The following is a 12,911-nucleotide window of genomic DNA, read 5'->3' on the forward strand; positions in this document are numbered from 1 at the left end:
TATGCAGCCCCAGCCGTTCAGAAGGTGTACGCGACGCCAGCCTGTACCGTGCGAGGCGCACCCGGGTAGGCATACAGGTTGAATGCGCCTTCGTCATACGCCTTGTTGAACAGGTTCTTCACATCCAGGTTCAGGCGTATATGGTCGTTGACCTGGTAGAAGGTCAGCAGATCAACCACCGTGTATTGCTCCATGGTGTAGGTGGTCGCCTCGGTCTGGCCGTTGCGGTCATCCACGTATTTCACCCCAAGCCCCAAGCCAAGCCCCTTGGCGACACCGTCCTGGAACTCATAGGTGTTGAGCAGGCTGAAACTGTTGCGCGGGATATTGGCCAGTCGCGTGCCGGTTGGCAGGCGGTTGTCCTTGGTCACTTCGGCATCCACATAGGCGTAGCCGCCAATGACGCGCCACTCGGGGGTGACATTGCCAGCAACGTTGATATCCAGGCCCCGGCTGCGCACTTCGCCGGCCGCCACGCTGTAGTTCGGGTCCACCGGGTCGCGGGTCAACACGTTTTCCTTGACGATGTGGTAGACCGCTGCGTCGACACTCAGCTGGCGGTCGAGCGCTTCCCATTTCACGCCCAGTTCGTAGGACTTGCCCTTTTCCGGGTCGAAGCCCCCGCCGCTGGCCGGGGTTCCCGTGTTGGGTTTGAAAGAGCGCGCGGTGTTGGCGTAGACGGCGACCGTGTCGGTGAGGTCATAGACCAGGCCAATCCGGGGCGTAGCACCGTTTTCGCCTTTGCTGAAATCACCGGCATTGTCCAGCTTGTTGTCGTAGTCATGCTCGAAGCGCTCGAAGCGTACCCCTGCCAAAGCCTTCAATCGCTCGGTCAGGGCCACCTGGTCCTGGATGAAGAAGGCCCAGGTCTGCAGGTTTTCCTTGTCCCAGGTCGTGGTGCGGGTCAGCGCCGGCCGTGGCTGGCCAAGCACCGGGTCGTAGATGTCGATGGGGTAGGTGCCCGCCACCGCAGAGGACCGCTGGATGATCGAGTTGTAGTCATAGTTCTCGTACTCCACCCCTGTCAGCAAGGTGTGGCTGAAGCCGCCGGTGTCGAAGTAGCCGGTCAGGTTCAGCTGCCAGTCGCGATCGGTCCACTCCAGCTTGCGGTAGTTGAAGTTGCGCTCCAGCGTTCGCCCATCCAGCGGCGCGCCGTTGGCTTCGACCGCATTGCCCTTGAGCGAGCCATCGAGGAACTGGAACCCGCCCGCCAGCGTCCAGTTGTCATTGAGCTGGTGCTCGAAACGTACCTGCGCCATGTTGTTGTCGTTGTGCAGCAGGTTATCGCTGCCTTTTTCCCAGATATAGGTGTCACGCGAAGCGCTGCCACGCTGGGTGGCGTAGCGGGTCAGGCCGCGGTCCAGCGGGTGGTTGTTGCGCATGAAGTCGCCTTCGAACACAACCTTGGTCGTGTCGTTGACCTGCCAGCTGAGCACTGGCGCCACGTCATAACGCTCGCTTTGCACATCATCACGGAAACTGTCGCCGCCCTCGCCAAGCAGGTTCAGGCGGTAGGCCAGCGAGCCGTCCTGGTTCAGCGGGCCGGCGGCGTCGAGGGTAGCGCGGTGCATGCCCTGGTCGTCGAACTGGCTGCCCAGGGTGACCTTGGGTTCTGGTAGCGGCTGCTTGCTGACCACGTTGAAGGTGCCGCCGGGGTCGCCACGGCCGTACAGGCTGCTGGCCGGGCCGCGGATCACCTCCAGCCGCTCGACGGTATTGGCGTCTGGTGCGTTGGGGTAACCACGGTTGATCGGGAAACCGTTACGGTAGAACTCGCCGGTGGTAAAGCCGCGCACGGTGAAGGTGGTAAGGCCCTGGCCACCGAAGTTGTTGGCCCGGCCGACGCCACCGGCATAGTCCAGGCCGTCTTGCAGGCGCGTGGCACCGGTGTCTTGCAGCACCGCCTTGGGCACCACGCTGACCGACTGCGGTGTTTCGTGCAGCGCGGTGTCGGTGCGGGTGGCACTGGCGGAACGGTTGGCCTTGTAGCCGAGCACTGGGCCATCAGCCCGTTCGCTGTCGGCTGTGCCAGTGATGCTCAGGGCCTGAAGTTCGATCTGGGCCGGGTCGCTGAGCGGTTCGGGCTCGGCGAGGGCCATTGGGGAGACAGCATGAAGCACACAAAGCGAAACGAACGTGCGACGCATCGACTGGACGATCCTGAAGTAGGGCGCTAGAGAAGGGGGACGAAAAGAATTAAGGCTACTACGAATCATTACCAGATGCATTAACTTTAAAGCCCCTGCAACTCCCTGGGATTCATGGATGAAGCAGCATCGGCCAGGCACGTTGCGCACGCGGCTGGTGCAATACAGGTTGTCAGGTATCATGCCGATCTTCATAACTGTCACGAGGCCTGTTCCCAATGTCCCTGAGTGCCCCACAGATTGGTGAGTTGCGTACATTCGCCGAGCAACTGGCCGACGCCGCTGCACTGGCCATCAAGCCGTACTTTCGTGCCAGCCTGGACGTCGAGGACAAGGGGGGGCGCCTGTACGACCCGGTGACGGTGGCCGACAAGGCGGCCGAGGATGCGATGCGCGCGTTGATCCAGGCGCGTTACCCGGACCACGGCATTCTTGGCGAAGAGGCCGGGGTGGCGGTGGGCAGCAGCCCGCTGACCTGGGTGCTCGACCCCATCGACGGCACCCGTGCCTTCATCACTGGCCTGCCATTGTGGGGAACGTTGATTGCGCTGAACGACGGTACCCGCCCGGTACTGGGGGTGATGAACCAGCCCTTTACCGGCGAGCGTTTCATTGGCACGCCCGAGGGGGCCTGGCGCAACGCTACACCCTTGCGTACCCGCGCCTGCGCCGACCTGGCTACGGCCACGCTGATGTGCACCACCCCCGACATGTTCGACACAGCCGAGCGCAAGGCCGCGTTCGAGGCGGTAGCCGGGCAGGCGCGGCTGATGCGCTACGGCGGCGATTGCTATGCCTACTGCATGCTGGCGTCGGGGTTCGTCGATGTGATCGTGGAGGCCAGCTTGCAACCCTATGACGTACAGGCGCTGATGCCGATCATCGAAGGGGCGGGTGGGGTGATCAGCGCCTGGGATGGCAGTTCGGCGCAGCACGGCGGCTGCGTAGTGGCCTGTGGCGACCCGGCGCTGCACGCGCAGATGGTGGAGAAGCTGCGCCACGCCATGTGAGGGTACGCCACCGGGCCTGCGGCGGCCTTTACACTGCACTTTTTGCCATTTCCGCGCTCTATGCTTGGCCAGGCCACATCAATCCCCGATGCGGCCGCCGAATATCGACCCGGTGCCGATGGTTGCAAGCTACCCTCATCTGATTCCCCGCGTGCTGCTGGCAGGCGTGCTCACCTGCCTGTGTGCCTGCACCCAGGAACAGGGCCGCGACATGCTCGACCAGTTTGCCGACGGCAAGCCCAGCGAACTGTTCCAGACCAGTGTCGACCGCCTGGCCACGTTGTCGATGCGCGACAACCTGCAAAGCCTGTACCTGCTGATGAACAAGCTGTACCTGCGCAACCCCAACCAGTTGAAGCTGTCGGGGTACGTCGACGCCGCCACTGCCGAGCGGCAGATCCGCAAGGCCATCGAACACCGCCAGCCGCTGGCGCAGCTGGGCAACCGTCGCGACCTGGCAGCCTTGAGTTACGCGTTGAGCCCGGAGTTTCGCGGTGACCGCGTCGGCGCCTTCATCTATGCCATCGGCAGCATGCTGATCACCGCTCACGGCGGGCGCACCGAGTTCTACATGACCGACACGATCGACCCGCTGTTCATCAACAACGCCGCGCGCAATATCGAAAAGGCCACCTGGATGTTGAGCCAGCGGCAAGATGCCAATGGCGTGTTGCTGCTGTTTTCCAACGAGATTTCCGAAGAGGGCAGCAACCTGAGTTTCGCCGTGGAGTTCGGGAAGATCGTGGCGCGCCTGGATTTGCTGGCAGAGTTGCTGGATGAGCGGTATCGGCGGATCGGGCTGAACTATGCACAGAGCCTGCTGCTGATGAACTTCCTGCCTGTACAGTGACTTTGGCTGTTGCATTGGCCCTGGTAGGAGCGGCCAGTAACGCTTTCAGAGCAGCGCCTGGATCGCTTGCCGATAACGCGGCCCGGCCAGGCTCATGCTGTTGTTGTGGCTGGCCCCCGGTACCAGCAGCAGGGTCTTGGGCTGCCGGGCCGCCTCGTACAGCTGCTGGCTGAAACGCGCTGGCACGAAGCGGTCATCCAGCCCGTGCACCAGCAGCACGGGCAAGCCGATGTCCTGGATCTTGCCCAGCGAGTCGAACTTCTGCGACAGCAACCAACGCACCGGCAATGACGTATTGGCTACCGCAGCGGCGACATCGCCCAACGAGGTGAATGTCGATTCCAGTATCAACCCACGCGCCGGGGCCGCGTCACCGCCCTGGCGTGCTTCGGCTGCCAGCGCGCGGGCCAGTTCCACGGCCACCGCACCGCCCAGCGAATGGCCGAAGATCAGCCGTTTGCCCGCGTCGGGTTGCAACTGAGCGAAGCGCTCCCAGGCGATGCGCGCGTCCTCATAGACAGTGGCCTCGGAGGGCAGCCCGCCGCGGCTCTGGCCAAAGCCGCGGTAGTCCACGGCCAGCACCGAGTAGCCCATGGCATGCAACTGCTCGATGCGGAACAACTGCCCGGTCAGGTTCCAGCGCACCCCATGCAGGTAGAGGATGGCCGGGGCATTGGCGCGCCTGGCCGGCCACCACCAGGCGTGCAGGCTCTGATTGGCAGCGAAACTGCGCGGCCGCAGGTCAAGCTCCTGCACACCGCTGGGCAGGCCACGGAACCAGCTGGCCTGCCCAGGTTCGATGCGGAACACCAGTTCGCGCTCTTTGTGCTGAAGCACCGCGCAACTGCTGGGCAGGCCGATCACCAGCAAGGTGGCACACAACCAGGTCAGCCAGCGGCGGCGTAGGTGGGAGAGGAAAAGGGTGGGCATGTGGGCTTTTTAACAGATGCCGGGGCGTGCGTGTGAGGAAAGTGCCTCAATGGTGGGCTGGACTGGTTGCAAGCTGTTACCGCAGTGAGCGGGTGGGCAGTGCCGGCCGTTGCGCGCGTGTGAAACAGCGGCTCAGCTGCTGCCCAGTGATTCCAGTAACGGCTGGAACTCTTCGAGCAACCAGTCGCGCAAGTGCAGGCAACTGGGCTCATGTTCCTTGTCTTCGTTGAAGGCCAGGAAGTGGAAGGTGTCCTTGAGCACCAACTCCTCTTGCACCGGGCGCACCAGCAGCCCCTGGGCCACCAGTTGTGCCACCAAGTGGTGCCAGCCCAGCGCTACGCCCTGGTTGCCAAGGGCCAGTTGCACCAGCAGGTTGTAGTCGTTGGCGTTGAAGAAGTGCGGTGCGGTATTGGCGCGGCTTTTCAGGTCAACGTCGTGGAAGGCCAGCCAGACGTTCCAGTCGACATGTTCGGCCACCTGCGAACGCCCATAAGGGCTGAGGTTGAGCAGGGTGCCATCGCGCAAGCCTTGCAGCGTCTGCACTTCGGGGTGCCGGGCCAGGTACTGTGGGGTGCACACCGGGTAGATCACGTCATGGTTGAGCGGGTGCGAGCTGTAGCCAGCCTGCACCTTGCCCAGCTTGGTGATGTAGATGTCAGGGCGCACACCCGGCTCCATCGACAGGAAGTTCTGCGTGGTGACCCGATTGATTACCCGCCATGCCAAGGAATGGGTTGCCGCCCACCGTCAGCAGTTTGACCAGTGGCTGCAAGCCTCGCGTGATGCAGCGGCCCAGGCCGGTCAGTAACCTGATCCATCAGCGTTGGCTTTTTCGCGGGCTCGCCCGCTCCCACAGGTCCGCCACAGGTTCTGAACACTGTGCAATGCCTGTGGGAGCGGGCAAGCCCGCGAAGCAGCCAATGCGATTCTCGCTGTTGAGTTAATAGCCATGAGCCACTTCGAAAGCATCCTCAAGAACACCAACCTGGCCCATCTGGAGCCCGGCTTTCGCACTTCATTGCCAATGCCCTGCCAGCGGGTGGCCTTCGTTCTGCGTGAACACTTCTCGATGATGGCCTTCACCGCTGCAATGGACAGCCTGGTGACCGCCAACCTGATGAGCGCCACGCCGTTGTTCCAGGTCGAGGTGGTGGGCGAGGGGCCGCAGGTGATGAGCGACCTGGGCATTGCCTTGCCGGTCAACACCCAGCTAAGCGATTTACAGGTGCAAGGCCTGGGTTGCCTGCTGGTGTGCGGCGGTTTACGCGTGCGCCTGCAAGCTGCCCCCCAGTTGCGTGCCAAACTGCGCCTTTCACCCTGATGGCCGGGCGATGATGAACGAGCTCTACCCCAAGGTGCGGATCAGCCGCCAGGCCCATGTGCTGGACCGCAGGCGCATGAGCTGCGCAGGTACCTGCAGCGCGCTGGACATGATGCTGGCCATGCTTGAGCAGGCGGGTGGGGTGCCGTTGCGGCGGGCCGTGGAACAGATGCTGGCGTGCGACCGTTCGCGGGTGGCAAATGACACTGCGGCCGGCGTGGCGGACATTGACCCTGGCATGCCTCACGGCGTGCGCCTGGCGCTGGAGCTGATGCATGCCAATATCGAAGACCCGATCGGTATCGACGAGATCGCTGAACATGCGGGGTTGTCCCGCCGGCACCTGGAACGCTTGTTCCACCGCCATGTGCAGGCCACGCCGCCACGGTATTACCTGGAACTGCGCCTGACCCATGCGCGGCAGCTGTTGCAACACACCAACAAGTCGTTGACCGAAGTGGCGGTGGCCAGCGGGTTTGTCAGCTTTCCGCATTTCTACCGGCGCTTTCGTGAGTTGTTCGCCATTGCACCGCGGCAGTACCGGGCACGCAGCCAGGGCTGGGCAGGGCGGCAGGATGTGGCGGTCCACTGAGTCAGAACGCTGCGAAAATTCACCGGCCCTATCGCCGGCAAGCCAGTACCCACAGGGATTGCATCAGGGCTGACAGTTGGTTGCCACAAGATATGCAGCGCCTGTGAGATCGAGCGCCGCCCGCGCGGCGCAATCGCGAGCTGCGCTCGCTCCTACGTTTGTTTAGGGCCAGTAACGCCTGTGACAGGCGCGCGCGGCCGCCTTGTTTGTACGGCGCGATATTGAGGCATGCACCAAGGCGTTCGCGCGCGAATCCCACAGGAATAATTGGCCCGAAACAAACGTAGGAGCGAGCGCAGCTCGCGATTGCGCCGCGCGGGCGGCGCTCGCTCCAACAGGCGCTGCCATACCTTGTGGCAAACACCTGTCAGCCCTAAGGCGATCCCTGGACTGCCCCCAATAAGTTGGACAGTTTCAGCTAGCAGCCCCTGCAGCGTGGGCCCTGTATTTCACAGGGCTCATGCCATTGAGCTTTAGCTTGATGCGGTCATGGTTGTAGTAGTGGATGTACTCATCCAGACCGGCTTTCAGTTCTTCAACGCTCTTGAAGCGCTGCGGGTAGAAAAATTCGGACTTAAGCGTACCAAAAAAGCTCTCCATAGCCGCATTATCCAAGCAGTTTCCTTTGCGTGACATGCTCTGCTTTACCCCTTGCTCGGCCAGCTTGTGGCGGTACTGCGAGTGTTGGTAGTGCCAGCCTTGGTCCGAGTGGAGTACCAGTTTCGGCTTGTTTCCCAGGCGCTTGAAGGCCTTGCCCAGCATGTTGGTAACCAGCCCAAGGCATGGCCTGCTGGCCACTTCGTAGGCCACAATTTCGGCGTTGTACAAGTCCATCACGGGGGAGAGGTAGACTTTTTCCTGAGCCACTTTGAACTCGGTCACATCGGTCACCCACTTCTGATTCGGGCGCTGCGCGATAAAGTTTCGCTCCAGCAGGTTGGGCGCGATGGTGCCGACGACACCCTTGTACGACCGATATTTTTTCGGCCGCACGAGTGAGCGAAGATCAAGCTCGATCATCAAACGCTCCACCACTTTTTTGTTAACCAAGGTCCCGCCATTGCGGATCACGATCGCAACGCGCCGGTAACCGTAAAGCCCTTTTTCCTCGTGATAGACACGCTGAATCATCTGCTTCAGAGCAGCATGCTTATCAGGTTTGGCCTGCGCTTGAAGCTGGTAATAGAACGTACTGCGCGGCAGATCCGCCAACTCCAGAACAGCGGCCAAGGGAAACCTGTCCTTGAGCGCAGACACGATCAGGGTTTTTTGGGCTGCCTTCGCTCCTGCTTCTTCAACTCTTCCAGCTTTTTTAGGTAAGCGTTCTCCATGCGCAGCCATTCAAGCTCAGCCAGCAACTGGTCGCGGCTTTTATCGGTGTCATCAGAGGTTGTGGGTTTGATGGGGTAAGGCTTTTTCGACATGGCAGCAGGTTTTCTTCTCTTGGGAGCAGGCGAAGCCGGACTTCCACTGTAGTACTGCCGCGCCCAAATGCCTATCTGCGAAGACTGACCAAGACCGAAATGGGCGGCGGTCTGGCGCAAGGAAAGCTGATGCTTGTGCATGTACTCAAGGACTGAGCGCTTGTAGGTCGCACTGTACCGCTGGCCTGGTTTGCGCAGACTGAACTGGCCATGTTTCTGGAAGCTGGAGACCCAGCGCCGCAGCAGGCTGAAGTCCACTGCAAGTCGCTGGGCTACTTTTCGGAAACCTTCACCACCCTCCAGGTAGGCATGAACGGCTGTAAGCTTGAATTGGTCTGAGTACTTGCTCATATGGACACCCTAAGAAATTGGATTGGTGTCCAACTTCTTGGGGGCAGTCCACCCTGTGGGAGCTGGCTTGCCGGCGATAGGGCCAGACCTGCAAAATGAGTTCGATTACCGAACACCAACCAAACTTGGCGTGTCCGCTATCCGCCCACCCAATCCCAACGCTGCATTGCCCAACCCCCGCCTTTTTGCTTAAGTGTGCTCATCCACCGGCTGTCGCCTGCCCCCGCTACCTGCAACCGGCCCGATAGAATGACCGTGACGACCGCAACCACCGCCGAGAAGGCCGTAGGAAGCGGCGACCAGAACAATAACGATGCCGAGTGCCTTGCCTATGGAAAACCGCCTGCTGAGCGAGCGCAGTAGCGTGTTTCACCACGCCGACCCTTATGCTGTGTCCGATTAGTCGGTCGCCACCCGGGGCGTGAACCGGGTGCCATATGGTGCGGCCAAGGGTGGGGTCAATGCGCTGACTGCTTGCCTGGCCTTCGAAACCGCTGGCCGTGGCATCCGCGTCAACGCCACCGCGCCGGGTGGCACCGAAGCGCCGCCGCGGCGGGTGCCGCGCAACACCGCCGAGCAAACCGAGCAGGAGAGGCGCTGGTACCAGCAAATTGTCGACCAGACCCTCGACAGCAGCCTGATGCACCGCTACGGCAGCATCGACGAACAGGTCGGGGCAATTCTGTTCCTGGCCAGCGATGAAGCGTCATACATCACCGGCGTGACCCTGCCGGTAGGGGGCGGCGACCTTGGCTGAACCGCCCGGTCTTGCGGCGTTGCATCTGGCAACAAGGCGGGGAATTGCCTAGCGACCCTGGTTGAGGGTAGTTTCCCGTCACCACCTGCCAGGAATGCTCCCTTGGACTCGATTACCCAAGCTGTACTCGGCGCCGCCCTGCAGGGTGCCGTGCTGGGCCGCCTGCAAGGGCGCCGCGCGCTGTTGTATGGCGCGGCGCTGGGCACGCTGCCAGACCTCGACGTGATCATCCGCTACGCCGACCCGGTGTCGCAGATGACTTACCACCGCGGCTTCTCCCACTCGCTGTTCGTGCTCACCGGGCTGGCCTTGCTGCTGGCCTGGCTGGTCAACAAGTGCTGGCCCGACAAAGGCTATACCTTGAACAGGCTGTTCCTGGCGTTCTGGCTGGTGCTGATCACCCACCCATTGCTCGATGCCTTCACGGTCTATGGCACCCAGTTGTTCTGGCCTCTGCCAGTCACACCGCAAAGCTGGGCTGCGGTATTCATCATTGACCCGGTGTATACCTTGCCCCTGGTGGCCGCCGTTATCTACGCGGCCGTGCGCGGGGTGAGTGCCAGGGCCACGCGGCTGCTGACCCTGGCACTGGTGTTCAGCACGGCGTACCTTGGTTTCGGCCTTGCCGGGCGCATGGCCGCCGAGCAGCGCTTCCAGGCCGCACTGGACCAGCAAGGTGTCGTCACCACTGAACTGCGGGCCGTGCCCATTGCCTTCAACAGCCTGGTCTGGCGAGTGTTGGCGAAAACGCCCGGGGGTGACTACTACGAAGGCATCAGCAGCGCCTTCGACCGGCAGGCGCCAGAAATGCAGCGCTTGCCGCGCAACACGCAGTTGGCGCAGGTGTTGGCCACCGGTGAGCTGTATCAGCGTTTGCGCTGGTTCACCGATGACTGGTTGCGTTACGACCAGGTCGGCGACGTGCTGGTGGTAACGGACTTGCGCATGGGTATCCCGGGCAACTACAGCTTCCGTTTCCGCATGGCGCACCGGGACAGCCAGGGGCAGTGGGTGGTCGATGTGCCAACGGCTTTCCAAACCGGGCCCGGGTCGATGTTCAACAGGCGCGACCTGGTGCTGATCTGGCGGCGTGTCTTGGAGCAGCAACCACCGCTGCCGTTGGCCCTGTGGACCGAGCGCTACCTGGGCCTCAGCCCTGCCGAACGCGAGCGCTGAGGGTTGCGCTCGGCGGGGCTGGACCTGGTCAAATGGACCGCCATGGCGACCATGGTCGCCGATCACCTGCGCTTCATATGGCCCACAGCCGATGGCCTGTTCGTGGTGGGCAGGCTGGCGTTCCCGTTGTTTTGCCTGGCCATTGCAGTGAATGTGCAGCGGGCCAGGGCAGGGGCTTTGAATACCATTGGCAATGTGCGCTACCTGGGGCTGATGCTGCTGTTCGCGGCGCTGTCGGAACCTGCATATCGCTGGCTGGACGGCGGCTCGCAGACATTGAACGTGATGCCGACGCTGGTATTGGGGTTGCTGGTGGCCTGGGGTGTGCATTACCCGTTGCTGTCGCTGCGTTTGCTGGGTTTGGCGGCCGGGCTGGCAGGTTTTTTGTTCAGTGGGCAGTTGATGTATGGGGTGCCCGGGGTATTGCTGCCAGGCGCCTGCCTGATGGCGCGCCGGCAGGGCGGCGCGGCCTGGGTGTTGCCTTGCCTGCTGGCCATGGGCGGCAACCTGACCAACAGCTGGTTGCAGGCGCATTTGCTGGCACCGATCACCCTGCTCACACTGCTGAGCGCGGCCTCGGCGCTTGCGCTTGGCTTAGCGCTGTTGCGCCATGATGATTGGCGGGTGCCGGCAGTGGGGCGCTGGGGCTATCTGTTTTATCCAGTGCATCTGCTGGTAATAAAGGTGCTGTCCTGAGCCTGTGATCGGAGGGCGGGCCTACCCAAGCCCCTTCAGCCGATCAGCGTCAGGGCCTGTTGCAGGGTCAACGGCTGTTTCATACGCTGCGACAGCGCCGCCATGGCGTCGGAATACCCCCTGGCAATCACTGCCTCGACTTGCTCGTTCACACACTGCAGGGCAATGAAGTCACCTGTTTCCGGCTCGCCGACGAACTCGATGCGGTTCCAGTCCTGTGCGTGCCCCAGCACCTCGATGGTAACCCCGTGCTGGTAGGTCCAGAAGAACGGCACGTCGGCGTAGCGGCGTTGCTCGCCGAGCATGTTGGCCGCTGCGATCACCCCCTGTTGCTGCGCCAGGCGCCAGTGCTCGATGCGCACCGGGCGCCCGGCAAGCGGGAATGTGGCGATGTCCCCTGCCGCCCACAGGCCGGGGGCAGCACGCATGTCGGCGTCGACCCTCACCGATTTGTCTTCCCCAAGGGGCACCCCGTGCAGAAACGCCGTCGCGGGGCTGACGCCGGTTCCCAGCACGACCAAGGCTGTTTGCAGGCGCTCGCCGTTGGCCAGTACCACGGCCTCGACCTGCCCCTGGCCTTCGATCAGCTTGACCTCGGTGGGGCCGTGAAAAGTCACCCCTTGAGCCTCATGCAGGGTGCGCAGGCAACGGCCAATGCGTTCACCCAGCTGTCGAGCCAGGGGGATCTCGTGGCGGGCTACCACATGCACCCGCGCGCCGTACGCCTGCAGGGCCGAAGCGGCCTCCAGGCCGATGAAGCCGTCGCCCACAATGACCACCGGCTGGCCGGGCTCGGCCGCATCAAGCACCCGCTCAGCATCGTCGCGGGAACGCAGGGTGAACACCCCAGGCAGATCGATACCGGCCAGTTGCGGGCGCACGGGCTTACCGCCGGTGGCAAGCAGGCAAGCGTCATACGCGATCGACTGGCCGTCAGCCAAAGTGATTTGGCGGTGCTGGCTGTCAACGCTGCGCACCTTGCCATGCTTGCGCTCCAGTTGGCCTTGGCGCAAGGCATCGGCGTCGAGCAAGGCGGGTACTTCGTCGGGGGGCATCTGCCCGGCGATCACGAATTTGCTCAGCGAGGTCCGGTCATAGGCGGGCTGACGCTCCTGGTCTATCCACACCAGCCGGCCGGCAAAACCTTGCCTGAGCAGGGCGGCCACCGCAGCGCTGCCCGCGGCCCCGGCACCCACCACCACAAAGCAGCGGGCATCGCTGTGCCTGGGCGGCTCGACGGCAGCCAGGGGCTGGTCATCTACCCACACCTGATCGCCCTTGAGCCACACCTGGTAGCGGCGCAGGTCGGCAAGTGCCGGCGGTTCGCAGACTGCGCCGTCGTCGACGGCAAACGCGGCTTTGTGCCACGGGCAGACCAGTAGCCCGGCGCACACCACACCCTCGTCGAGCGGCGCGCCGGCGTGCGGGCAATTGGCCTGGTAGGCGTGTACCTGCTGGCCTTGGCGGACGAGGATGATCTCTTCGCTGCCGGCCTGAACGCGCAACGGGCGGTGCTCGTCGAGTTGTGCCAGGCAAGCCACGGCGTACTGGGTCATGGGGGTTCTCCAAAGGGGGCCTTTGGAACCATTTGACGCCTGAGGTGGGAAGGGGGTGCGTTGGGCTGACGACCGGTGTTCCGGTGGTAACGGGCCAGGCC

General features: G+C 62.9%; 8 protein-coding genes and 4 pseudogenes. 7 read left to right on the forward strand and 5 right to left on the reverse strand.

Going from position 1 to position 12,911, the window contains the following annotated elements; translation table 11 throughout:
* Positions 1 to 17: 17 nt before the first annotated feature.
* Positions 18 to 2,147, reverse strand: a complete 2,130-nt coding sequence (locus tag AACG97_RS13330; RefSeq protein ID WP_225785548.1) for a TonB-dependent siderophore receptor — start codon at positions 2,145 to 2,147, stop codon at positions 18 to 20.
* 218 nt (positions 2,148 to 2,365) lie between these two features.
* Here AACG97_RS13330 and hisN point away from each other — a divergent pair, with 218 nt between their 5' ends.
* Both hisN and AACG97_RS13340 read left to right on the forward strand, forming a co-directional pair.
* Entirely contained in the window at positions 2,366 to 3,157 is a 792-nt protein-coding gene (gene hisN / locus AACG97_RS13335) for a histidinol-phosphatase (RefSeq protein WP_009682763.1), read from the forward strand.
* A gap of 88 nt (positions 3,158 to 3,245) precedes the next feature.
* On the forward strand, positions 3,246 to 4,007 hold the full coding sequence (locus tag AACG97_RS13340; RefSeq protein ID WP_371105798.1) for a hypothetical protein: 762 nt from the start codon (positions 3,246 to 3,248) through the stop codon (positions 4,005 to 4,007).
* A 45-nt stretch (positions 4,008 to 4,052) separates the two neighbouring features.
* On the opposite strand, the gene AACG97_RS13345 is transcribed toward AACG97_RS13340, so the two are convergent.
* Positions 4,053 to 4,937, reverse strand: coding sequence for an alpha/beta hydrolase (locus AACG97_RS13345; RefSeq protein ID WP_115294085.1), 885 nt, complete (start codon positions 4,935 to 4,937; stop codon positions 4,053 to 4,055).
* A 132-nt stretch (positions 4,938 to 5,069) separates the two neighbouring features.
* A pseudogene (locus tag AACG97_RS13350) lies at positions 5,070 to 5,648 on the reverse strand (LysR substrate-binding domain-containing protein); the annotation flags it as partial.
* Between AACG97_RS13350 and proX the strand changes: the two are divergent.
* Positions 5,647 to 5,745 (forward strand): annotated as a pseudogene (proX, locus tag AACG97_RS28040) (glycine betaine/L-proline ABC transporter substrate-binding protein ProX); the annotation flags it as partial. The pseudogenes AACG97_RS13350 and proX sit on opposite strands and share 2 nt — an antisense overlap.
* Before the next feature lie 141 nt (positions 5,746 to 5,886).
* Positions 5,887 to 6,850, forward strand: a pseudogene (locus tag AACG97_RS13355) (GlxA family transcriptional regulator).
* 414 nt (positions 6,851 to 7,264) lie between these two features.
* On the opposite strand, the gene AACG97_RS13360 reads toward AACG97_RS13355, so the two are convergent.
* Positions 7,265 to 8,625 (reverse strand): IS3 family transposase gene (locus tag AACG97_RS13360; RefSeq protein WP_225786126.1). Its coding sequence is split into 2 segments (ribosomal slippage): positions 7,265 to 8,157 and positions 8,157 to 8,625, totalling 1,362 coding nucleotides; the frame shifts between segments, so codons are not numbered across the junction.
* Between the two features lie 403 nt (positions 8,626 to 9,028).
* On the opposite strand from AACG97_RS13360, the pseudogene AACG97_RS13365 reads away from it, so the two are divergent.
* From AACG97_RS13365 to AACG97_RS13375, 3 genes and pseudogenes are all read left to right on the forward strand, one after another.
* A pseudogene (locus AACG97_RS13365) lies at positions 9,029 to 9,382 on the forward strand (SDR family oxidoreductase); the annotation flags it as partial.
* 102 nt (positions 9,383 to 9,484) lie between these two features.
* Positions 9,485 to 10,558, forward strand: a complete 1,074-nt coding sequence (locus AACG97_RS13370) for a metal-dependent hydrolase (protein ID WP_197885517.1) — start codon at positions 9,485 to 9,487, stop codon at positions 10,556 to 10,558.
* A gap of 3 nt (positions 10,559 to 10,561) precedes the next feature.
* The gene (locus tag AACG97_RS13375) at positions 10,562 to 11,254 is read left to right on the forward strand and encodes a TraX family protein (RefSeq protein WP_009686928.1); all 693 of its coding nucleotides are present in this window, start codon (positions 10,562 to 10,564) and stop codon (positions 11,252 to 11,254) included.
* A gap of 35 nt (positions 11,255 to 11,289) precedes the next feature.
* On the opposite strand, the gene AACG97_RS13380 is transcribed toward AACG97_RS13375, so the two are convergent.
* Complete coding sequence (locus AACG97_RS13380; protein WP_009686927.1) at positions 11,290 to 12,810, reverse strand: FAD-dependent oxidoreductase; 1,521 nt, start codon at positions 12,808 to 12,810, stop codon at positions 11,290 to 11,292.
* Between the last annotated feature and the right edge of the window lie 101 nt (positions 12,811 to 12,911).

Origin of the sequence: Pseudomonas sp. Nvir, from assembly GCF_963778085.1 — a bacterium.
Lineage (GTDB): Bacteria > Pseudomonadota > Gammaproteobacteria > Pseudomonadales > Pseudomonadaceae > Aquipseudomonas > Aquipseudomonas juntendi.

Bases quoted from the DNA above. Each gene is read 5' to 3' on its own strand.
- AACG97_RS13380 (WP_009686927.1), bottom strand. From the start codon at position 12,810: ATGACCCAGTACGCCGTGGCTTGCCTGGCACAACTCGACGAGCACCGC.
- AACG97_RS13345 (WP_115294085.1), bottom strand. From the start codon at position 4,937: ATGCCCACCCTTTTCCTCTCCCACCTACGCCGCCGCTGGCTGACCTGG.
- AACG97_RS13340 (WP_371105798.1), top strand. From the start codon at position 3,246: ATGCGGCCGCCGAATATCGACCCGGTGCCGATGGTTGCAAGCTACCCT.
- hisN (WP_009682763.1), top strand. From the start codon at position 2,366: ATGTCCCTGAGTGCCCCACAGATTGGTGAGTTGCGTACATTCGCCGAG.
- AACG97_RS13330 (WP_225785548.1), bottom strand. From the start codon at position 2,147: ATGCGTCGCACGTTCGTTTCGCTTTGTGTGCTTCATGCTGTCTCCCCA.